19 protein-coding genes and 1 pseudogene are annotated in these 20,548 nt (G+C 64.1%); 7 read left to right on the forward strand and 13 right to left on the reverse strand.

Features of this window, described 5'->3' with window-relative positions; translation table 11 throughout:
• Positions 1–87 precede the first annotated feature (87 nt).
• Entirely contained in the window at positions 88–876 is a 789-nt protein-coding gene (locus tag CHB97_RS14450; protein WP_089288856.1) for an SGNH/GDSL hydrolase family protein, read from the forward strand.
• Here the strand turns inward: CHB97_RS14450 and CHB97_RS14455 are convergent.
• From CHB97_RS14455 to CHB97_RS14495, 9 genes are all read right to left on the reverse strand, one after another.
• Positions 869–1,345 (reverse strand): universal stress protein, encoded by a 477-nt coding sequence (locus tag CHB97_RS14455; RefSeq protein ID WP_089288696.1) that lies wholly within the window; start codon positions 1,343–1,345, stop codon positions 869–871. The genes CHB97_RS14450 and CHB97_RS14455 overlap by 8 nt on opposite strands.
• Positions 1,346–1,502: 157 nt before the next feature.
• On the reverse strand, positions 1,503–2,267 hold the full coding sequence (locus tag CHB97_RS14460) for a TIGR02186 family protein (RefSeq protein ID WP_244559548.1): 765 nt from the start codon (positions 2,265–2,267) through the stop codon (positions 1,503–1,505).
• On the reverse strand, positions 2,267–3,184 hold the full coding sequence (locus tag CHB97_RS14465) for a sulfite exporter TauE/SafE family protein (protein ID WP_089288697.1): 918 nt from the start codon (positions 3,182–3,184) through the stop codon (positions 2,267–2,269). The genes CHB97_RS14460 and CHB97_RS14465 overlap by 1 nt, the downstream gene beginning before the upstream one ends.
• A 92-nt stretch (positions 3,185–3,276) precedes the next feature.
• Positions 3,277–3,894, reverse strand: a complete 618-nt coding sequence (locus CHB97_RS14470; RefSeq protein WP_089288698.1) for a hypothetical protein — start codon at positions 3,892–3,894, stop codon at positions 3,277–3,279.
• 272 nt (positions 3,895–4,166) lie between these two features.
• Positions 4,167–5,168, reverse strand: a complete 1,002-nt coding sequence (gene trpS / locus CHB97_RS14475) for a tryptophan--tRNA ligase (RefSeq protein WP_089288699.1) — start codon at positions 5,166–5,168, stop codon at positions 4,167–4,169.
• A 101-nt stretch (positions 5,169–5,269) separates the two neighbouring features.
• A complete protein-coding gene (murJ, locus tag CHB97_RS14480) occupies positions 5,270–6,841 on the reverse strand; it encodes a murein biosynthesis integral membrane protein MurJ (protein ID WP_089288700.1) in 1,572 nt (523 codons plus the stop codon).
• Between the two features lie 278 nt (positions 6,842–7,119).
• Positions 7,120–7,863, reverse strand: coding sequence for a DUF599 domain-containing protein (locus tag CHB97_RS14485; protein ID WP_089367453.1), 744 nt, complete (start codon positions 7,861–7,863; stop codon positions 7,120–7,122).
• A gap of 10 nt (positions 7,864–7,873) precedes the next feature.
• Complete coding sequence (locus tag CHB97_RS14490; RefSeq protein ID WP_089288702.1) at positions 7,874–9,385, reverse strand: pentapeptide repeat-containing protein; 1,512 nt, start codon at positions 9,383–9,385, stop codon at positions 7,874–7,876.
• Between the two features lie 139 nt (positions 9,386–9,524).
• A complete protein-coding gene (locus CHB97_RS14495; protein ID WP_089288703.1) occupies positions 9,525–9,944 on the reverse strand; it encodes a polymer-forming cytoskeletal protein in 420 nt (139 codons plus the stop codon).
• Between the two features lie 329 nt (positions 9,945–10,273).
• Here CHB97_RS14495 and CHB97_RS14500 point away from each other — a divergent pair, with 329 nt between their 5' ends.
• The 6 genes and pseudogenes from CHB97_RS14500 to CHB97_RS27095 all read left to right on the forward strand — a co-directional run.
• Positions 10,274–11,443 carry an aspartate aminotransferase family protein gene (locus CHB97_RS14500; protein WP_089288704.1) on the forward strand — a complete coding sequence of 390 codons (1,170 nt, stop codon included), beginning with the start codon at positions 10,274–10,276 and terminating at the stop codon, positions 11,441–11,443.
• Entirely contained in the window at positions 11,440–12,357 is a 918-nt protein-coding gene (argF, locus tag CHB97_RS14505) for an ornithine carbamoyltransferase (protein ID WP_200819953.1), read from the forward strand. Before CHB97_RS14500 ends, argF begins: the two co-directional genes overlap by 4 nt.
• Positions 12,354–13,328, forward strand: a complete 975-nt coding sequence (locus CHB97_RS14510) for an Hsp33 family molecular chaperone HslO (RefSeq protein WP_089288706.1) — start codon at positions 12,354–12,356, stop codon at positions 13,326–13,328. The genes argF and CHB97_RS14510 overlap by 4 nt, the downstream gene beginning before the upstream one ends.
• A gap of 91 nt (positions 13,329–13,419) precedes the next feature.
• Positions 13,420–13,860 carry a hypothetical protein gene (locus CHB97_RS14515; RefSeq protein ID WP_089288707.1) on the forward strand — a complete coding sequence of 147 codons (441 nt, stop codon included), beginning with the start codon at positions 13,420–13,422 and terminating at the stop codon, positions 13,858–13,860.
• A gap of 79 nt (positions 13,861–13,939) precedes the next feature.
• Positions 13,940–14,128: a hypothetical protein gene (locus CHB97_RS14520; protein ID WP_089288708.1), complete on the forward strand. Its 189-nt coding sequence runs from the start codon at positions 13,940–13,942 to the stop codon at positions 14,126–14,128.
• Between the two features lie 239 nt (positions 14,129–14,367).
• Positions 14,368–14,820, forward strand: a pseudogene (locus CHB97_RS27095) (RluA family pseudouridine synthase); the annotation flags it as partial.
• Positions 14,821–15,067: 247 nt separating this feature from the next.
• Here the strand turns inward: CHB97_RS27095 and CHB97_RS26830 are convergent.
• From CHB97_RS26830 to CHB97_RS14545, 4 genes are all read right to left on the reverse strand, one after another.
• Complete coding sequence (locus tag CHB97_RS26830; RefSeq protein ID WP_089288710.1) at positions 15,068–15,391, reverse strand: putative quinol monooxygenase; 324 nt, start codon at positions 15,389–15,391, stop codon at positions 15,068–15,070.
• Positions 15,388–15,894: a GDYXXLXY domain-containing protein gene (locus tag CHB97_RS14535; protein ID WP_089288711.1), complete on the reverse strand. Its 507-nt coding sequence runs from the start codon at positions 15,892–15,894 to the stop codon at positions 15,388–15,390. The genes CHB97_RS26830 and CHB97_RS14535 overlap by 4 nt, the downstream gene beginning before the upstream one ends.
• Complete coding sequence (locus CHB97_RS14540) at positions 15,891–17,102, reverse strand: DUF2157 domain-containing protein (protein WP_160105874.1); 1,212 nt, start codon at positions 17,100–17,102, stop codon at positions 15,891–15,893. Before CHB97_RS14540 ends, CHB97_RS14535 begins: the two co-directional genes overlap by 4 nt.
• A gap of 82 nt (positions 17,103–17,184) precedes the next feature.
• On the reverse strand, positions 17,185–20,319 hold the full coding sequence (locus CHB97_RS14545; RefSeq protein ID WP_089288713.1) for a M10 family metallopeptidase C-terminal domain-containing protein: 3,135 nt from the start codon (positions 20,317–20,319) through the stop codon (positions 17,185–17,187).
• Positions 20,320–20,548 lie beyond the last annotated feature (229 nt).

The raw sequence follows: 20,548 nt of genomic DNA on the forward strand, positions 1-20,548 counted from the left end.
GAATTTCTTTACCATCCTCTGTCAGGCTGGGGCCTTCATCACCAACTGGGCATGGTTGTCGCCATGGGTGGAGAGGTCTTTTCCTTGATGCGTCGTCTGCCGTGCCTGTTGCTGGCCGCCCTGCTGCTCTCCCCCGTGGCGGCCCATGCTGCCAGCCCGCGCTGTGCCATGCCGGGTTCCTTCATGATTGCCGGTGACATGGGCCGGCTGCGCGCCGCGCTGAACAAGGGCGGGCCGGTCACCATTGTCGCCTTCGGGTCCAGCAGCACCGAAGGGGTGGGCGCTTCCACCCGCGAAAATGCCTATCCGGCGCAGTTAGAGGCCATCCTGCGGCAACGCCTGCCCGGCGTGCCGCTGCGGGTGCTGAACCGGGGGACCGGCGGCGATACGGTCCGCCAGATGATGGTCCGGCTGGAAAAGGATGTCATCGCCGCCGATCCCGATCTGGTGATCTGGCAGACCGGCACCAATGATGCCCTGCGCCGCATCGACCTGAACCAGTTTGAGGATATGACAGAAGACGGGCTGGACCGGATGCGGGCCAGCGGGGCCGATGTGATGCTGATGGAACCGCAATATCTGCCGCAGGACACGCCCGGTTCGCTCTATGCCCGCTATGTGGAGGAAGTGCGGACCATCGGGCGGGAGGAGAAGGTGCCCGTGCTGCTGCGCCATGCCGCCATGGCGCATTGGGCCAAGTCGGGGGCCTTGTCGGGGGCGGCCCTGCTGTCACACGACGGGCTGCACATGACCGATGCCAGTTACCGCTGTCTGGCGGAACTGGTGGCCGATGCCATCGTCCCGCCGGTGGCCCAGCCGCTGACCCCGGCCCCCACCAGCCCGGCCATCGTCCCCCCGTCAACCCCGGTCAGGTAATGGCATCCAGCTGGGTGTCGGACAGGGCACCCGGCACCACGGTCACGGGGATGCGCAGGCTGCCGGACATCTGACCCACCACATAATTGATCAGCGGCCCCGGCCCGCCGCGCCCGGTGCCGGCCGCCAGCACCAGGATGGAGATGCTGGGCTCCTCCTGGATCAGTTTCATCAGCTGTTCGGACGCCTGACCTTCGCGGATATAAAGCGTGGGCATGGTACCGGAAATATCCACCACCTCCTTGGCCAGCCGCTGCAACAGCTGCTCGGCCTCTTCGCGCTGTTCCTGTTTCATCAATTCTTCGATGGCGCCCCATTGCTGCAGCTCCCCCGGCGGGATGACATGCAACAGGGCGACACGCCCGCCACTGTTGCGGGCGCGACGGGCGGCATAATGCAGCGCCACGCTCATTTCCTCCGTCTCATCGACGACGACCAGGAAGATACGGGCTTGCTTCTCTTGGCTCATGGGCCTCTCCCGGTGACATAGGGCCGATTTATACCAAATCCTGCTGCGTTTCGCGCAGCGGGATTTGGTGTACGGCGGCGACTGCCGCCGCGCCGCACGTGCGGCGTAAGCCAAGCCTGCGGATGCAGGCGCCGGCGATTGAGGAAAACGAAACTCTTCAGGGTTTACGGAAGATAATGCCAGCCAGCCAGCCGGCCGTCACGGCCAGCATGATGGACAGAACGGCATAGAAGACCGACTGGCGCTGGGCGAATTCCGTCACATTGGCGGAAAAGCCGATCTTAGAGACCAGCAGCGGCGTTGTCTGGGCGCTGACCACATCGCCATCACGGATCAGGAAGACCGACGCCGTATAGGTGCCGGTGGGCACATTGGCGGGGAAATGGATGCGGGTGCGGAACAGGCGCTGACCGAGGAAGGAAACCTCCCCGGCTTCTGTGGCGTAAAGCCCCATGCGCTGCTTGTTGCGGATCAGGGCGGCGCGGTATTCGGCCAGTTTCTCCGCCTTGTCGATCTTCTGCGTCGGGGCCAGGCGGATATAATCCAGGCCAATTTCATGCCGTTGCAGCACCGCCGGCGGCACCACCCCATCCAGCGGGGCAGACAGGGCCACGCTGTAAAAGGCGGGGACGCGGGCAAAGGCAATCTCATCCGTGTTGATCCAGATGCCGGCCACCCGGTCCTTGTGGCGGACCGTCACCTCACCTTCCGGCCCCTGCACCACCACGGCGACATCGCCTTCGCCATCCACGGCACCGAACAGCACCACATCGGTGCCGGTAAAGCCGGTGGTGATGGCGATCAGGTGGCTGGACAGGTCGGCCACCAGCGATTGGCCCCAGGCATCGGCCCGCAAGGCCAGCAGCAGCATGAAGCCGGCCAGCAGGCCGGCGGGCAGGGCCAGCAGGCGACGCCCCCGCATCACGCCCCCCCCGGCAGGGTGATGGAGAACAGATCTTCCGGTCGGACAATCAGATCCACCGCCAGCTTCACCGCCACGGCCAGCACCACCAGGGCCAGCAGGGCGCGGGCCTGTTCACCGCGCAGTTTGGCCCCGACGCGGGTGCCGAACTGCGCCCCCACCACGCCGCCGACCAGCAGCAGCAGGGCCAGCATGATATCCACCGTCTGGTTGCCCACCGCCTGCAGGAAGGCGGCAATACCGGTGGTGAAGATGATCTGAAACAGGGAGGTGCCGGCCACCAGGGCCGTCGGCATCCCCAGAATATAGATCATGGCCGGCACCAGCAGGAAGCCGCCGCCAATGCCCATGATCGCCACCAGCAGCCCGCAGAAAAACCCGATCAGCGCCGGCAGCAGGGCAGAGATGTACAGCCGCGACCGGGGAAAGCGCATCTTGAAGGGCAGGCCATGCAGCCAGGTATGGTGATGCAGCTTGGACCGTGTGGCCGTGCTGCGCCCGCGCAGCATGGTGCCCAGGCTTTCCCACAGCATCAGGCTGCTGACCGTGCCCAGGAACAACACATACGAGAGCGAGATCACCAGATCGATATGGCCCAGGGCCTGCAACAGGGCGAAAATCCACACGCCCAGCGCCGTGCCCAGCGACCCGCCGCTCAGCATCACCAGGCCCAGTTTCACATCCACATTATTGCGTCGCCAATGGGCCAGCACCCCAGACACGGAAGCGCCGACAAGCTGGTTGGCCTGGGTGCCCACGGCCACGGCGGGCGGCACGCCGATGAAGATCAGCAGCGGCGTCATCAGAAAGCCGCCCCCCACACCGAACAGGCCGGACAGGAAACCCACGCCGCCACCCAGCATCAGGATCAACAGGGCATTGACCGAAAGTTCCGCGATGGGAAGGTAAATCTGCATGATGCCGTTTTTGTTGCGGCGCGGGGGATTATGGAAACCTTACCCCTACCCCGCGCGCAGCCCAAGTGTAAAAGGGCCCCGGAACGGCTTTGTCATGCGATTGAAATGGAACCGGCCAGCCGTTGCAGCAGGATGCGCGCCGCCTGTTCCAGCCGATCCGGCGCCATGCCGGTGCGGTGGCCTCGATCTTCCGGCTTCAGCCCGTCCGGGAAGGGGGGCACATGGATGAAGCCGGCCGGCAGATCGGGCCGCCAATGCCGCATCCCGAAAAACAGATGGTTGCAGATATAGCCGCCGGCATCGCGGCTGAACCTCACCGGAAAGCCGGCATCGGTCAGGTCATCCGCCATGGCATCCAGCGGCAGCGACGACCAGTACCCCATCGGCCCCGCCGGATCGATGGGGCTGTTGCGGCGGATGGTGCCGTCATTATCGGGGGCCGGCGCATCATCCAGGTTCAGCGCCAGCCGTTCGGGGCGGATGGCATCCGTCTCATAGGCCAGCCCGAACATCACCACCGCATCGGGTTTGGTGGCGGTGACGGCCGCCTGCAGGGCGGGCACGGCACCAGTGAAGGTGACGGGCAGTTCCACGCCACGGATATGGGCACCACCGATCACCACCCCATCCAGCCGGCCGGCCAGCCAGGATGTCGGGTTGACGGCGTGACCCAGGAAGGGGGCGAAACCGGTGATCAGGATGGTGGGCATTGGGGGGCCTGTGGGTTGGGGGGGGGGGAGCTACGTTTGTTACCTCTTCCCAGTCATCCCGGCTTTCACCCCTGGGTGCTAAGTCAGGGGTTAGCACCTTTGCTGCCTCCCCCGCGAAAGCGGGGGTCCAGGGGCCAGTGGCACCGATGCGCAGTGCATGTGGCCCCTGGATCCCCGCTTTCGCGGGGAAAGCGTTTCAGTGCAAGGGGGTACCTTAGCGCTTATGGGCGAAAGTCGGGATGGCAGGGAACGGATGGCAGGGGAAGCCCCCGTCAGAACCGCACCAACCCCACAATATCCTTCACCTCATTCACCGTCTTCTCGGCAATGGCGCCGGCCCGTTCGGCACCCTTTTGCAGGATGCGGTCCAGTTCGGCGCGGTCGCTCAGCAGGCGGTTCATCTCGCCGGCGATGGGGGCCAGCTTGGCGACGGCCAGATCGGCCAGCGCCCCCTTGAAGGCGCTGAATTGCTGGCCGCCATAGTCGGCCAGCACCTGGGCCTTGGTCTGGTCGGACAGGGCGCCATAAATGGTCACCAGATTGGCGGCCTCCGCCCGACCCTCCAGCCCTTCCACCACCGACGGCAGCGGCTCCGGGTCGGTCTTGGCCTTGCGGATTTTCAGCGCGATGGTGTCGGCATCGTCGGTCAGGTTGATGCGGCTATATTCGCTCTCATCCGACTTGGACATTTTCTTCGTACCGTCGCGCAGGCTCATCACGCGGGTGGCTTCACCCAGGATCTGCGGTTCCGGCAGGGGGAAATAATCCTCGCGCTTGTAATAGCGGTTGAAGGCCCCGGCAATGTCGCGCGCCAGTTCCAGATGCTGCTTCTGGTCCTCGCCCACCGGCACATGCGTGGCCTTGTACAGCAGGATGTCAGCCGCCATCAGCACCGGATAGGCATAGAGGCCCAGAACGGCATTATCCTTCTGCTTGCCGGCCTTTTCCTTGAACTGGGTCATGCGGTTCAACCAGCCCAGCGGCGTATGGCAGGCCAGAATCCAGTTCAGTTCGGCATGGCCGGACACGGCCGACTGGTTGAACAGGATGTTCTTTTCTGGATCAATGCCGGCCGCGATATAGGCCGCCGCCACTTCGCGGATGTTGGAACGCAGCACCTCTGGATCATGGTCGATCGTGATGGCGTGCATATCCACAACGCAGAAAATGGCCTCATAATCGTGCTGCAGGCGCACCCAGTTGCGCAAAGCCCCCAGATAATTGCCGAGGTGCAGTTGGCGGGTGGGCTGCATGCCCGAGAAAATGCGGTTCATGGGTCTGGTTCCCGAAGGATGTTTCGCTGGTGGAGGGCGAGGGCGCCGGCCCCCCGATGGGACCGGTCGCCCGCAGATATGGCGTTGTCAGGCAATGCCGGTCAAGCGGCTGGCGGTGCGCCCCCGCCCCGACGGCGCAGCAAACCTTTCAGTTCCCCCAGCCGGGCGGCCCCCAGCGCCAGGCAGAACAAGCCATAGCCAACCATGGCGGCCCCGATCAGCCCGGCCAGCGCCAGCACCTTCACCCCAGGGGCCGTGCTGTAAAGCCAGGGCTGCAACGCCCAGCCCAGGCCCCAGGCCAGCCCCCCCATCAGGGCGGCGGCGGCCGTGATGCGGGCCAGCCGCCCGGCCAGCCGTGGGTCCAGCTGCAGCAACCCGCGCCGGCGCAGGCCGATGGCCAGCAGCGCCACGTTCAACCACGCCGTCAGCCCCGGTGCCAGCGCCAGCCCGACATGGCCCAAGGGCCCGATCAGGGCCAGGGACACACCGACATTGCCCAGCAGCACCACCACCGCCACCCGCACCGGCCCCTTGGTATCCTGCCGGGCGAAATAGGCGGTGGAGAGGATCTTGGCGGCGATGAAGGCGGGGATGCCGATGGCATAGGCCTGCAGCGCGTCCGCCGTGGCGCGGGCGGCATCGGCCCCAAAGGCCCCACCTTCGAACAGCACATGGATCAGCGCATCGGGAATGGCGATCAGCGCCACCGCCGCCGGCAGGCCCAGTAAGGCAGCAAACTCCATCCCGCGTGACAGGCTGGTACGCGCCCCTTCATGATCCTCCGCCGTGATCTGGCGGGACAGCAGGGGCAGCAGGGCGGTACCCACCGCCACGCCCACCACCGCCATGGGCAGCTGGTTCAACCGGTCGGCATATTGCAGATAGGAGACGGCCCCCGTGGGCAGCCAGGTGGCCAGATTGGTGCCGATCAGCAGGTTGAACTGATAAACCCCGGCCCCCAGGATGCCGGGGGCCAGCAGGGCGAACAGTTTCTTCACCCGGGGTGTCAGTTTGGGCCGGCGCAGCCGCACCACCATGCCGGCCCGCCGGCAGGCCAGGATCATCCAGACCAGTTGCGCCACACCGGCCACCGGCACACCCCAGGCCAGCACCCAATGCACCGGCAGCCCCAGCGGCTGGCTGGCCAGCAGGCCGGTGATCTGCACGATGTTCAACAGCACCGGTGCCGCCGCAAAGGGGCCATAGCGGCCCAGCGCGTTGAGGATGGAGCCCAGCAGAGCGGTCAGCGAGATCAGCGCCAGATAGGGGAACATCACCTGCGACATGGAAACGGCCAGGGCGAACTGGCCGGGATCGTCGGTGAAACCGGTCGCCATGACGGAGACGACCAGCGGCATGGCAAGCGCTATCACCGCGCTGAACAGCAGCAGCAGGGCCACCATGAAGGCCAATGCCTCTTCCGCCAGCCCCTTGGCGCTGTCATGGCCTTCCTTCTGCAGGGTGCCGCTGAACATGGGCAGGAAGGCAGCGGTGAAGGCCCCCTCGGCGAACAGGGAGCGGAACAGGTTGGGCAGGCGGAAGGCGACGAAAAACGCATCGGCCGCCGGCCCCGCCCCCAGATAGCGCGCCATCAGCATGTCACGCACAAAGCCCAGAACACGGGACACCATGGTAATGCCACCGACCGTGGCGATGGCGCGGGCGAAACTCATGATGGGTGACCGGCTTTCATGGGGTGTGGGGGGATGGTTGATGCCGGCGGCGGCCCGGCTTTCCCTACCATATCCGTCACCCCGGCGCAGGCCGGGGTCCAGGATCGTAGATCAATATGCCTGCCATTCTGGACCCCGGCCTTCGCCGGGGTGACGGTGAAGAAAGCCGGGGTGACGGTGAAGAAGGAGGCAACGAGAGCCAAAAAGCTCTCTTGTCGGTGCCGCGTTCGTCGCCCCCGCTTACCCCAAAACCAAGGCGGGGAAAAGGCGGGTTGGGGTTAAATCCCCTTGCCCGGGCGTTCACGCGCCTGCGGGGGGCTGTCGCCGATGCCCTGGGAGGAATAACGCGCGATGGCGTCGAAGGCGGCGGAGCGGAATTGGCGGCGCCACAAAACATAGGTCACCAGCGTGACCAGAGCGATAAAGATATAGGGATGCACCAGCCAGCCCAGGCTGGCAAAGGCGTAATAATAGCCGCGCAGGCCCCGGTTGAAGCTGGTGATGGCCAGCGTCATCATCTTGGCGGCGGCCTTGGCGGTGATATTGGCCTCGTCCCCCGGCTCCAGCGGGGCGGCCCCCACCAGGGCGATGGTGTAATTAAACTGCCGCACCGCCCAGGTGAAGCAGAAGAAGCTGTAGACGAAGATGCCCAGCAGCAGCACCAGCTTCAGCTCGAACAGGTAACGGTCCGTCTGCATGGTGAAGCCCAGCTCCATCACCTTCTGGTGCGAGGCTTCCGCAGAGGCCAGAACCCCCAGCAGACCGGCCAGCACCAGCACCGTGGTGCTGGCGAAGAAGGAGACGGAATGGATCAGATGGCCGATCAACATGCTGTCCATCACCCGGTTGTCCCGGTACAGCATGTTGGTCATCCAGCGGATGCGGATACGCAGCATATGCTGGTTCAGGCTGACCGGCGTGCGGTTGCGGCGGTCGGTCAGCCAACCATAGCCCCACCAGAGCAGGCTGAACCAGACCAGGGCCGCAATATCCAGGGGGGGCAAGGCAATCGACGGCATCATGATGCCAGCATCATCCCATTCGGTAGCGGGGCGCAACCAGCCCGTTGAGGTAGCTTTTCAGTTCCGCCGTCAGCGGCGCGAATTTCAAAGAGATGGTGCGCTCGGCCCCCTCGATCGCCACCACCTCGGCCGAGACCGGCACCGGGTCGCCGGCACCGGGGGCGGCGATCAGCAGGGTCATGCTCTCCCCCTCCCGGAACAGGGCCGGGTCGGCATCCAGCGCCACGCCGCCAAAGGACCAGTTGCGCGTTCTGGCGGCCCCCTTGCGGCTGCCCACCACCAACACCGGCTGGCTGAACCGGCGCAACCGGCGGCGCTGGGCATTCTCATCCCCGGCGGCCGTGCGCGTGGCCCCGGTCAGGTCAGCGCCACGCAGGTTCAGCCCCGTGGTGATGGCCCCGCCCAGATCGGCCTTGCGCAGGATGGCACCGGCCAGCACGGCGTTGGTCAGGTCCGCCCCGCGCAGGTTGGCCCCTTCCAGATTGGCGGGCCAGGTGCGGCCGCCGGCCATGGGCTGGGTGGTGACCTGGGCGCCGGCCAGATGGGCACCGGCCAGGTTCACCCGGCGCAGCGTCGCCCCGGCCAGCACCGCACCATCCAGCATGGCATCGCGCAGATCGCTGTAGGAAAGATCAGCCATTTCCAGATGGCTGTCGGCGCAGTCCGCCCCCGTCAGGCGGCAGCGGCGCAGCCGGGCGCCGGCCAGATTGCGCCCATGCAGCACAGCCACATCCAGTTCGGCCATATCCAGATCCAGCCGGGCGCCGCGTGCCCCGCCGCTGTCGATCCAGGCTTCATGCGCATCGACCATGGCGGCAAGCTCGACGGCCGGCACAGGACGGCGCGCCGGTTCAACCAGGGCGGCCATGGCGCCATCGGGCAGGTGCCGCCCGCGCGACAGCATGTCCGCCTCCACCATGGTGCCGGCCAATTGCGCGCCCGACAGGTTGGCGCCGGACAGGTCCACCCCCAGCATCACGCATTTTGACAGGTCAGCCCCGGACAGGTCGGCATCCATCAAATCCGCCCCGGTCAGGTCGCAACCGGTCAGCTTGGCGGCACAGAGGATAGCGCGTTCCAGCCGCGCCTCCGTCAGCACGGCCGCCCCGTCACGGCGCTTGGCGCCGCTGCTGTCGGTCAGCGTGCCGGACCGGAAATCGGCCCCACGCAGAATAACATCGGCCATGATAGCGCGGTGCAGGTTGGCCCCGCGCAGATCGGCCCCGGTCAGGTTAGCGGATGACAGGTCCGCCCCCTCCAGATCGGCCCCGAACAGGTCAGCCCGGCTGAGATCGACGCCTTCCAGCACACAATTGGACAGGTTGGCCCCGGCCAGCCGCGCCTCTGCCAGCCGGGCACCCTTCAGATTCAGCCCGGACAGATCCTGGAATTGCAGCTCGGCACGGCGGCCGCCCTTGCCTTCCTGCCATTGCCGGTGCAGGCCCAGCTCCCGGCGCAAAAATTCCAGATCGCGGGCCGGTGGGGTGGCGGCGGGGGGGACGGTGGTGTGTGTGCTGCTCATCGGGGGCTCAAGCGGCAGAAGGCGTGGCAAGGGCCGCACACTATACCGGTATTCCGCAACAATATATCTAAAATACAATCAATTCAGTCGCCCCATCTGTCCGCAGGGGAGATCGCGGACAGATGGGAGAAGCAGAGACTCAGGCGCCGGCCTTGCCGGTCTGCAGCGTGCCGGTGACGGCACCGCCATCGGCGATGGAAATGCGGCCATAGCGGATGGTGCCTTCCACCTGGCCGGTTTCACCCACGGACAACATGCCCGTCACCTCAATGGTGCCGGTGGCGCGGCCATTGACGCGCATCTGTTCCACCTTGGCCGTGCCTTCAAAATGGCCGCCCTCGGCCACTTCCAGGATCTTGATCTCGCTCAGCGTGACATCAACCAGCCGCCCCGCCACATGCAGCGTATGACAGTGGGAAATCTTCGCCCCCTCGATCCGCGCTTCGGTGGCGATGCTGGTGATGCCGCCGGTGGCGGGGGTGCCGTCGGCCACCGGTTCGGTGATGCCGTTGAAGCCGGGGCGCTGGAAGCTGCGCGGGTCCAGAATATCGTTCGGCATAGCCTTGAGCACTCTCCGCCTGTGGGCTGGGAAACCCGGATGTCGCACCTGATCCGGCCGACGGGGCCACAGCAATTTCGGCCGGATGCGGCACCATGGCCTGCCCCCGTCACCGAAATGTCAAATGCCCCCGCCTGACCTGTCGTTTCGGCTCCATTCATAAGCTGAAAGGGTTAAATCCGCAACGCCTCTTGCCCGTATCACAAGAGGGATGCGCGCGGTTGCGTTGACAGGCCCCGCGCGTGCGAACAATAGTCGCCGCTCTGGCGGAAATTTACTTTTCGCGCATCCGCCCGCCACGACACTTTCTGCTGTCAGGAGTATGTCCCGTGATCCCAGTCGTGATGCCCACCTATTCCCGGATCGACACCGTGTTCGAACGGGGTGAAGGCGCCTATCTGTGGGACACCAACGGCCGACGATTCCTGGATTTCACCGCCGGCATCGCGGTGAACGCCCTTGGCCACGCGCACCCCTATCTGGTGGAAAAGCTGGCGGAGCAGGCGGGCAAGCTGTGGCACACCTCCAACCTGTTCCGGGTGGCGGGGCAGGAGAAGCTGGGCGCACGGCTGAAGGAACTGACCTTTGCCGACACCATGTTCTTCACCAATTCCGGCGTGGAAGCCTGGGAATGCGCGGTGAAGACGGTGCGCAAGTACCATCATGACACCGGCCACCCGGAAAAGACCCGCTTCATCGTTGTGGGCGGGGCCTTCCATGGCCGTTCGACCACCGCCATCGCGGCCGCCAAGTCGGAAAAGATGGTGGGCGGTTTCGGCCCGCTGCTGGATGCGTTCGATCAGGTGTCTTACGACAACCTGAACGAGCTGCGGGCCGCCATCACGCCGGAGACGGCCGCCATCATGGTGGAACCGATTCTGGGCGAAGGCGGCATCCGCCCGGCCAGCATTGAATATCTGAAGGCGCTGCGCGCCACGGCCGATGAATTCGGCCTGCTGCTGGTTTTCGATGAAATCCAGTGCGGCGTCGGCCGTACCGGCAAGCTGTTCGCCTATGAATGGGCCGGTATCGAACCGGATGTGATGTGCATTGCCAAGGGCATTGGCGGCGGCTTCCCCGTTGGCGCCTGCCTGGCCACGGAAAAGGCCGCCGTCGGCATGGTGCCCGGCACCCATGGCAGCACCTTTGGCGGCAACCCGCTGGCCATGGCGGTGGCCAATGCCGTGCTGGATGTCATCACCGCCCCCGGTTTCCTGGATCAGGTCACCCAGACCGGCGACCTGTTGAAGGGCAAGCTGGAGGAACTGGTCGCCCGCTATCCCACCGTTCTGGCAGAGGCACGCGGCAAGGGCCTGATGCTTGGCCTGAAATGCGTGGTGAATTATGCCGATATGGTGACCCGCCTGCGTGAAAACGGCCTGCTGGTCGTGGGGGCGGCGGATAATGTGGTGCGCATCCTGCCGCCGCTGACCATCGGCGAAAAGGAAGTGACCGAAGCGATGGAAATCTTGGAAAAGACCTGCCGGGAGTTCGCATGATGGGTTCCACGAGCCAGGTTCGCCATTTTCTGGATATCCACCAGCATGATCTGGCCAGCCTGCGCCGGATGCTGGACAGTGCCGCCACGATGAAGCGCGGGGCCGGGGCGGAAAAGCCGCTGCTGGGCAAGACCCTGGCGCTGATCTTCGAAAAGCCCAGCACCCGCACCCGCGTCTCGTTCGAGGTGGGGATGCGCCAGCTGGGCGGTGAGGTGATCTGCCTGACCGGCAAAGAAATCCAGTTGGGCCATGGGGAGACGATTGCCGATACGGCGCGCGTGCTGTCCCGCTATGTCGATATCATCATGCTGCGCACCGATCATGAAGCGAAGCTGCATGAGATGGCGGCGGCCGCCAGCGTGCCGGTGATCAACGGGCTGACCGACAGTTCGCACCCGGTGCAGATCATGGCCGACATCCTGACCTTTGAGGAACGCAAGGGTTCCATCAAGGATGCGGTGGTCTGCTGGACCGGCGACGCCAACAATGTCTGCGAAAGCTGGATCCATGCGGCGGTGCTGTTCGATTTCGAACTGCGCATCGCCTGTCCGGAGGAATTGTCCCCCCCGGCAGCCACCATGGACTGGGTGCACCAGCATAATGGCCGCGTCAGCATCACCCGTAACGTGGAAGTGGCGGCGGCGGATGCCGACGCCATCGTCACCGACACCTGGGTATCGATGCACAATAAGGACGGTCAGCGCCGTCACAATCTGCTGAAGCCATATCAGGTCAACGCCCATGTCATGGGTCTGGCGAAAAAAGACGCCATATTCATGCATTGTCTCCCGGCCCACCGGGAGGAGGAGGTGACCTCCGCCGTGATCGACGGCCCGCAATCAGCGGTCTGGGATGAGGCGGAGAACCGTATGCACGCCCAGAAGGGCATTCTGACCTGGTGCCTTGACCGATGACTTCGTCTGAACCCGTGGCGGGCGGCCCCCGCCACGATACCGATCTTGTTTCGTCTGAATTCGATATCGTCCAGCCCTTCCAGCTCGACAGCGCCTCCTTCCGGGGGCGTTTTGTCCGGCTGGGTCCGGCGCTGGACGAGATCCTGACCCGTCATGCCTATCCCGTGCAGGTGCAGCCGCTGCTGGCGGAAACCATCCTGCTGGCGACAACGCTGGCCTCTGCCCTGAAATATGAGGGGATTTTCACCCTGCAGACCAAGGGCGACGGGCCGGTCGCCTATACCGTCTCCGACGTCACTTCGGTCGGCGATATGCGCGGCTATGCCCGTTTTGATGCCGACCGGCTGGCGGCGCAGATGGAGCATAAGGGCTTCCAGGCCGATCTGGGGTCGCTGCTGGGGGCGGGTTATGTCGCCTTCACGGTGGACCAGGGCGAACATACCGAACGCTATCAGGGCATTGTGGAACTGCGCGGTGCCGCCATGGCTGACGCCGTGCGCCATTATTTCCGCCAGTCCGAACAGATGGCCACCGCCATCAAATCCTTTGTGGGTAAGGACAAGGACGGCAAATGGGTCGGCGGCGCCATCATGCTGCAGGCCCTGCCGCCGGAAACGGCGGGCGTGATGGCCGAACATGTCCAGGGCAGCCGGGAAGAAGACTGGAACCGCGCCGCCATTCTGCTGGAAACGGTGACGGCGGCCGAGTTGCTGGATGGTGGGCTGGCGGCCAATGACCTGATCTACCGTCTGTTCCACGAGGAAAGCCCGCGCATTTACGAACGCACCGCCCTGCGGGCCGGTTGCCGCTGCTCGCGGGAGCGGGTGGAAAATGTGCTGCGCAGCCTGGACCGGTCGGAACTGGACGATCTGCGTGTCGACGGGGAGGTGCGGGTCAATTGCGAATTCTGCAATTCCACCTACGCCTTCGATGATGCGGCGCTGGACAAGGTGTATGGCGGCGGCTTCTGACCGGCCGATCACACCAACAATATTGCCCTTTGCCGATTGCCGCCCCATCTGCCTGGATGGGGCGGCTTTCTTTTGCGGGAGTTGGCGGAAGATGATCTCAGCGATCAGGTTTGGCGGGGCGGTACTGGCCCTGGCGCTGCTGGGTGGTTGTGCCGGCAGAACGGATGTGCGGGCCACCGCCCCATCGCAGCTGGCCGGCATGGCAGAAACAGCCCTGTTTTCCTGTGCCGGGGTGCCCGACCGCCAGGGAACGGCCGCCGATGGCGCCCGCATCTATGTCTATCAGCGCACAGCCGGGCAGAAGGATGCCCCCTCCGTGCAGATCGGCCTGGGCGGTGGCGGTCGGCATGTTGGCGGTGGGCTGGGCATCAGCCTGCCGGTGGGCAGCCGCCCGCCCGATGGCTGTGAGGCGACCTTCACCGTGCGGGATGGCAAGGTCGCCAGTCTGTTTTTCACCCCGGATCAGGATGACCGCGACGCCTGTTATACCATTGTCGAGAATTGCCTGCCGGCCGTTCCTGCCCGACAATAGGAACCGCAGCGGTCCTGCCGGATGGGGGTGGTGGGATGATTGCCGGCAGAATGGCGGAATTCCAGGGGTTTAACGGAAAATGCGTGGGCAAGAGGGTGATGATGGGCGCGACATGGCCAGCGGGGGCCGTCGCGTGCAGGTGGATAATCCGGCACCGGCACTGACGCCGGAGCAGCTGTTGCAGGCAAAACAGGCCGAACGCATCCGCGACTTGGAGCGGTTGATGCGTGCCGCCATCGGCTTTGCCCGCGACGGATCGTCGCAGTAACATCAAGGGGCATGGGACATGCCCCTTGATGTTTTCCCGGGCCCTTACGGGCACATCCACCGCCTGGGCTGACGCGGCTACGCGCGCCGGGCCGCCGGTCGGCGGCCCGCAGCTCCCCCTGCCAAGGCGGTGGAGACAGTGGCCGCCCCGTGCTAGAGGGAAAAGCCCCCTCCCAACCCCGCCGGATGATGATGACCGAGGAAGAATTGCTGGCCCGCCTGCTGTACCGCGACGGGTTGATGCTGGTGCTGGACAAGCCCGCCGGCATCCCCGTTCATGCCGGGCCGGGCGGTGGCGATAATCTGGAAAGCCATTTCGATGGCTTGCGCTTCGGCTTTCCCAACCCGCCCTCGCTGGCCCATCGGCTGGACCGTGATACCGCCGGCTGTCTGGTGCTGGGCCGTCACCCCAAGGCGCTGCGCAAGCTGGGCATCCTGTTCCAGGAAGGGCGGGTGGCGAAAACCTATTGGGCGGTAGTGGCCGGCCAGCCGGCGGATAACAGCGGCAAGATCGACCTGCCCCTGAACAAGATCAGCGATGCCAAGCGTGGCTGGCGCATGGTGGCGGACAAGGAGAATGGCCAGCCCAGCGTCACACTCTGGCGGGTGCGCGGGCGCGGGGAATTGCCGGGCGTCGGCCCCATTGCCTGGCTGGAACTGAACCCGAAGACCGGCCGCACCCACCAGATCCGCGTGCATACCCAGTCGCTGGGCTGCCCGGTGCTGGGCGACCCGATCTATGGCGGGCGGCCCGATGGCACGGGCCTGCCGTTGCATTTGCTGTCGCGCGCCATCACCGTGCCCATTCAGGCCACGAAAGACCCGGTGACGGTGACAGCGCCGGTGCCGCCGCATATGCGGGCCGCCTTGCTGGCCTGCGGCTGGGGCGATGAAGATCCGGCCACGCTGAACCCGCCGCCCCCGCCCCGGCCGGAACCGGTTAGTCCCGCAGCAGCGGCCGCGTCACCAGCCGGCGCACCGCGATCTGCCCGGCCTGCTGCTGCCCCTCCAGCCAGGTTCGGAAAGCCTGGAAATGCGCCGTCCCGTGATGGTGGGCGAAGGCGCCCTCGCCCTTGAACTCTTCCCACAGATAGAAGATGGCCTGGCCGTCCGCTTCCTCTTCCGGGCTGCGGGCCAAGCCGAAGGTGAGGTTTTGCGGTTCCTGGCGGCTGCCCGTCACATTGGCGGAGACGCGTTCCAGAAATTCCGCCACCAGATCGGGCGCCACAGCCAGCCGCACCAGCCTGCCTTCAAACTCCATCATTCATCCCCTTTGATATCGGCGACGGGCACCCCGTCCACCTGCAGATCACTGATCCCGATTTCCCCATCGCCCTGGAAATGCACGGCGACGGAGAGTTTCTGTTCGCCCTTGCGCAGCCGCCTGTCCAGGTCTGCCGCCTTTTCCTGCGGCACATAGATGCGCAGGACCCGCAGCGGATCGGCCATTGGATAGCGGCAGGAGCCTACCTCCAGCGGCTGGCACGATGCCAGGGGGCGGGTGGCGGGCTGCCCCGGCGGGCCGTTTTCCGGCTCCACACAGACACAGGCGGGCGCGTCGCCGGGCGACAGGCCCAGCTTCAGCCGCGCCTGCAGATAATGGCCGCGCAACAGGTCGCGTGGGTCAAAACCCTGGATTTCCACCCGCGTGCTGGGGGTGCCGGCCTGCCGGGTGGCGATCAGCCCGGCCCAGCCGGCCAGCACCAGGGTGGGCAACAGCAAAGCCGCCAGCAGCAGCAGGGCGGGGCGGGACATGGCGGCCTTCATCGTGCGTCCTCCGTCACCTTTTCCGTGCCCCAGGCCATGATACGGCGTGCGCCCAGCGCCAGGGCCAGCAGCACTGCCCCGCCGATCACCAGACCAAAGCCGGTGGCCAGCAGGCCGCCCGTTGCCTCCAGATAAAAGATGAAGACCCGCAACGCGATCAGCGCCACCGCCAGCTTGAAGAAGCCGGGCCGCTGCGCATCCAGCGCCAGTTTCCCCAGCGCGACCCAATAGAGGCAGAACAGCACACCGGTGACGATGGCAGAGGGCGACTGGCTGAGGATGAAGGGCAGCACCGCCAGCCCCGGCGACAGGGCCAACGCCAGCCCGAACAGCCGCCGCGTGCCCGCACGATCCGCCGGGCAGAGCCAATGCGCCCCGCCAATGGCGACGAAGCCGACCAGGGCGGCGATGGTGGCATCATTGACCATTGCCGGCGGTGGCACCGCATCCAGCAGCAGGCGCAGCACCAGCAGCACGAAGCTGGTGGCCGCCACCAGCGTGGCCACCGCCGCCCGGCCAATATGCCGTGCCCAGGAAGGGTCAAGCGGTGGCGACAGGACACGCGCGGCATAGAGCAGGGCGAAGGCCAGCATCACCGCCGTGCCGGACAGGCGCCATTCATGCAAGGTCAGCCAGTAATCCGACAGTTCCACCGACAGCCACCATACCAGCCCGCTGAGCCAGAGGGAGCGATGCAGCGGCGCCCGCACCGCCATCAACGTGAAGGGCGTGACCAGCAGCAGCCAGCCGCGCAGCAGTCCGGCCAGATCGCCCTGCAGATGGAAGCTCTGCCCGACATGGGCGATCAAGGCCAAGGTGGAAAGCGACAGCAGCAACAAGGCGCCTTCCTGCCGGAAGCGCGGCATTCCCTTGGCCGTCCCCCGCCCTCGCCAAACCCAGGCGGCCAGGCCCAGCCCCAGATTAAGGGCCACATGCAGGCCCAGGCGCAGACCAATGGGGATGGCATCCCAATTGGCAGCGATGATGGCGATGATGCCCAGCGCCATGGTGAAGAAGCCCAGAATGGCCAGGGCCGCCGGCAAGCGTGGCCGGTGGCGGGCGGCTTCAAAGGCGGCGATGCGGCTGGCCGTATCGGCATCAATCAGCCCCGCCCCCTGCCAATCCGTCAATTGCCGAACCAGCCCGCCGGGCAATTCCGCTTCAGCGGTTGGTTGCCCGCCCCCCATCCGCCACGCGCCCCTGATCATTCCACACTGGTCCCCTGTCATCAGGGGACCAGTGTGACGCGCCAAAGGGCCGGTATGCAACCGGCCCTTTGGGTAATCAGCCTCAGGCGGCGAGGTCGTAGCTGATGCTGGCCGCATCCTCGGCCATGCCGATCATAGCCAATGCCGGTGTCGGCAATTGATAGGCCGCGCGGCCCTCTGCCTTGCCGGCATAGATATAATGGTTGATCAAGGCGGCATGGTTCAGCCCGAAAATATTGAACAGGTCCGGGTTCAGCGCGGCATAGGTTTCCGCGTCGAAGCCGATGGCGCTGCGCCCTTCCCCCCGACCGTAATTGATATAATGGCTGATCAGGGCTTCGGTGTTCAGGCCGAAGGCATTGAACAGATCGGGGTTCAATGCGGCATAGGCCTCCGCATCAAAGCCGCCGGTGACCCGTCCCTCTGCTTTGCCGGCATAGATATAGTGGTTGACCAGGGCGGCATGATTGGTGCCGAAGGCGGCATAGAGATCGGGGTTCTGGGCCGCATAAGCCAGCGCATCGAACCCTTCCGCCAACCGGCCCTCCGCCTTGCCGGCATAGAGGTAATGGTTGGTCAGCGCCACCTTGTCCAGGCCGAAGGCATTGAACAGGTCCGGGTTCTGGGCGGCATAGGCCTCTGCATCAAAGCCGCTGGTGGCGCGGCCTTCCCCCCGGCCATTATTGACGTAATGGCGCAGCAAGGCCGTATCATCATTGCCGAAAGCATAGAACAGATCGGGATTCAGGGCCCGATAGGCATCGGCGGAGAAGGCAGACTGGAAATCATCATTCAGGATGGTGCCGGTGGCAGCACTGGTGGCCAGGGTGGCCCCGCTGGGCTGGCTGATGATACCGGTCAGCGTCTCATTGCCTTCGACCGTGATATCCCCATTGACCAGAACATTGACCACCGTACTGCGGCTGCCGGCGGCGATGCTATAGGTGCCCGACACCGCCTGGAAATCCACACCTGTCGTCGCGGTGAGCCCTTGGGTGGCGAAGTTGAAGCTGGTCGTCTGGCTGCTGACGTCAGAGAGGGAAACGGTGAAGGAAAGAACCTTGGTGCCGGCATGACCTTCCCGCACGCTGGTGCCGGTTATGGAAAGGGTGGGCAGGACGGGCACGTCCACCGTCACTGTCTGATCGCTGAAAATCAGCCTTTCAACACCATACAGCACATCCGTACCATCGGTACGCGAGGTATCGGTAACGGTCAGCACACCATTATTGGTGGTGATCTGATATCCGGCACGGGCACCGCTGAACACCGCACTGTCGGTGCCATCACCGCCATAGAGGGTGTCATTGCCGGCACCACCGGCAAGCCGGTCGTCACCGGCGTCACCGAAAAGCCGGTCATTGCCATTAGCACCGCTGAGCGTATCGTTGCCTGCTCCGCCAAACAGGTCATCTTCAGAGCTGCTGCCGGTCAAGGTGAGTGGATTGCTCTCGGTGGAGAAAATAAAATCCGCAGCGGTCAGCAGACCCTTGTTCACACCGGACAGCAGCATCGTGCTGTCCCGTCCCTCGTTCCTGGTCGTGATCAAGGCACCCGTGCTGTTGCCGCTTTGCTGTGTGGTCAGTTCCAGCAGGCTGGCAAAGCTGCGGATACCCAGGCTGGAAAGGTCGATCTTGTCCTGCCCCTGGGTGAAATCGGCGACCACATCATCGTTCCAATAGCTGGTTGCCTTCTCCAGCACAAACACATCATTGCCAGCGCCGCCATACAGCGTGTCATCGTCCATACCGCCGACAAGCCGGTCATTGCCTGCATCGCCGAATAGCCTGTCGTCACCAGTGCCCCCCATCAGCGTGTCTGCAGCCAGCCCACCGAAAAGGTCGTCATTGTTACTGGTGCCAGTCAGGCTTTGCGCCGTGCTGTTCCCGGAGAAGATAAAGTCGGTGGCGATCAGCAGATTACGGTTCACCCCGACCAGCAGGCTGTTTGCGTAGCCCGAATAATTGGTGCTGATCGTCGTATTCTGGGTGCCATCGGCAGCTTGCCCACTGCTGCTGATCAACATCAAGGTGTCGAGGCTGACAATGCCCAGCCCTGAGACATCAATCTTGTCCTGTCCCTGGGTGAAATCGGCAACCGTATCATAATTGTAGGGATAGTCTGATTGCCGCTCCAGCACGAACACGTCATTGCCCGCCCCGCCATACAATGTATCGGCATTGGCACCACCTACCAGCCGATCATTGCCAGCGTCGCCAAACAGCCGGTCATTCCCACCGCCGCCCGTCAGTGTGTCATTACCGGTGCCGCCGAACAAATCATCCATGCCACTGGTGCCGGTGATGGTCTGAGAAGCCTGGCTTGTTGCGAAGATGAAATCCGCAGCCGTCAGCAGTGACAGGTTGATCCCGACCGACAGCGTGTTGCCGTAGTTAGAATAATTGGTGCTGATCAGGGTTGTCAGCGTACCGTCTGTGCCCTGCTGCGAACTGGCAAGCAGCGCCAGGGTGGTGAAGCTGTTGATCCCCAGGCCGGAAACGTCAATCTTGTCCTGCCCCTGGGTGAAATCGGCAACCGTATCATAATTGTAGGGATAGCCCGTCTGGCGCTCCAATACGAACACGTCGTTGCCGGCGCCGCCGTAAAGCGTGTCGGCATTGGCCCCGCCGACCAACCGGTCATTGCCTGCATCGCCGAACAGCCGGTCATTATTGTCCCCGCCGGTCAGCGTATCATTGCCGAAGCCGCCAAACAGATCATCATCGCCCGTCGTTCCCGCGATTGACTGGGCAGTTTGGGTGGTGGCAAAGACGAAATCTGCCGCAGTCAATTGTGTGCGGTTGACCGTAATCTGCATGCTGTTGGCATAATTGTAGTAATTCGTGCTGATGACCGTTACCTGGCTGCCATCGTTTGCCTGCTGGGCTTTCGCCAATATCATCAGTGTATCAAAACTGGTGATACCGAGGCCGCTGACATCAACCTTGTCTTCGCCTTGGGTAAAATCAGTAACCAGATCATTATTGTAAGGATAGCTGCGCTGCCGCTCCAGAACGAACAGATCGGCCCCGCTACCCCCTGTCAGCGTATCGGCATTGGCCCCGCCGACAAGGCGGTCATTTCCTGCTTCACCCAACAGCAGATCATCGCCATTCCCGCCAAGCAATGTGTCATTACCGGCCCCACCAGAAATGACATCATCCGAAGAACTGCCGCTCAGGCTATCGTTGCCGGCGGTGCCACTAATATTGCTCATTTCAGAATCCCCATGCCCATCGCCATTGTATATGACCGATATGAAAATCGGCTGCTTTATTATCGATGAGACGAGAAAAATCTCAAGATTGTACCGTGCATTTCGAATTGTTTTATTTCTTTAATATTTACACTTGTATGAATTTTACATAGAATAATCATTAAAACAAATTTATTTACTTCATGTGTATGTTTATGGAAATGGATAATGATTTTAAAAAGTTTTATAA

The sequence above is a fragment of the Azospirillum sp. RU38E genome, assembly GCF_900188385.1.
Taxonomy (GTDB): domain Bacteria; phylum Pseudomonadota; class Alphaproteobacteria; order Azospirillales; family Azospirillaceae; genus Niveispirillum.

What these genes read in the sequence shown, in the direction of transcription:
- CHB97_RS14520 (WP_089288708.1), top strand. Translation starts at nt 13,940, where the DNA reads ATGCGTGGGCAAGAGGGTGATGATGGGCGCGACATGGCCAGCGGGGGC.
- CHB97_RS14485 (WP_089367453.1), bottom strand. Translation starts at nt 7,863, where the DNA reads ATGATGCCGTCGATTGCCTTGCCCCCCCTGGATATTGCGGCCCTGGTC.
- CHB97_RS14460 (WP_244559548.1), bottom strand. Translation starts at nt 2,267, where the DNA reads ATGCGGGGGCGTCGCCTGCTGGCCCTGCCCGCCGGCCTGCTGGCCGGC.
- CHB97_RS14470 (WP_089288698.1), bottom strand. Translation starts at nt 3,894, where the DNA reads ATGCCCACCATCCTGATCACCGGTTTCGCCCCCTTCCTGGGTCACGCC.
- CHB97_RS14495 (WP_089288703.1), bottom strand. Translation starts at nt 9,944, where the DNA reads ATGCCGAACGATATTCTGGACCCGCGCAGCTTCCAGCGCCCCGGCTTC.
- CHB97_RS14450 (WP_089288856.1), top strand. Translation starts at nt 88, where the DNA reads ATGCGTCGTCTGCCGTGCCTGTTGCTGGCCGCCCTGCTGCTCTCCCCC.
- CHB97_RS14455 (WP_089288696.1), bottom strand. Translation starts at nt 1,345, where the DNA reads ATGAGCCAAGAGAAGCAAGCCCGTATCTTCCTGGTCGTCGTCGATGAG.
- CHB97_RS26830 (WP_089288710.1), bottom strand. Translation starts at nt 15,391, where the DNA reads ATGATGGAGTTTGAAGGCAGGCTGGTGCGGCTGGCTGTGGCGCCCGAT.
- CHB97_RS14535 (WP_089288711.1), bottom strand. Translation starts at nt 15,894, where the DNA reads ATGAAGGCCGCCATGTCCCGCCCCGCCCTGCTGCTGCTGGCGGCTTTG.
- CHB97_RS14545 (WP_089288713.1), bottom strand. Translation starts at nt 20,319, where the DNA reads ATGAGCAATATTAGTGGCACCGCCGGCAACGATAGCCTGAGCGGCAGT.
- trpS (WP_089288699.1), bottom strand. Translation starts at nt 5,168, where the DNA reads ATGAACCGCATTTTCTCGGGCATGCAGCCCACCCGCCAACTGCACCTC.
- CHB97_RS14465 (WP_089288697.1), bottom strand. Translation starts at nt 3,184, where the DNA reads ATGCAGATTTACCTTCCCATCGCGGAACTTTCGGTCAATGCCCTGTTG.
- murJ (WP_089288700.1), bottom strand. Translation starts at nt 6,841, where the DNA reads ATGAGTTTCGCCCGCGCCATCGCCACGGTCGGTGGCATTACCATGGTG.
- CHB97_RS14515 (WP_089288707.1), top strand. Translation starts at nt 13,420, where the DNA reads ATGATCTCAGCGATCAGGTTTGGCGGGGCGGTACTGGCCCTGGCGCTG.
- CHB97_RS14510 (WP_089288706.1), top strand. Translation starts at nt 12,354, where the DNA reads ATGACTTCGTCTGAACCCGTGGCGGGCGGCCCCCGCCACGATACCGAT.
- argF (WP_200819953.1), top strand. Translation starts at nt 11,440, where the DNA reads ATGATGGGTTCCACGAGCCAGGTTCGCCATTTTCTGGATATCCACCAG.
- CHB97_RS14490 (WP_089288702.1), bottom strand. Translation starts at nt 9,385, where the DNA reads ATGAGCAGCACACACACCACCGTCCCCCCCGCCGCCACCCCACCGGCC.
- CHB97_RS14540 (WP_160105874.1), bottom strand. Translation starts at nt 17,102, where the DNA reads ATGATCAGGGGCGCGTGGCGGATGGGGGGCGGGCAACCAACCGCTGAA.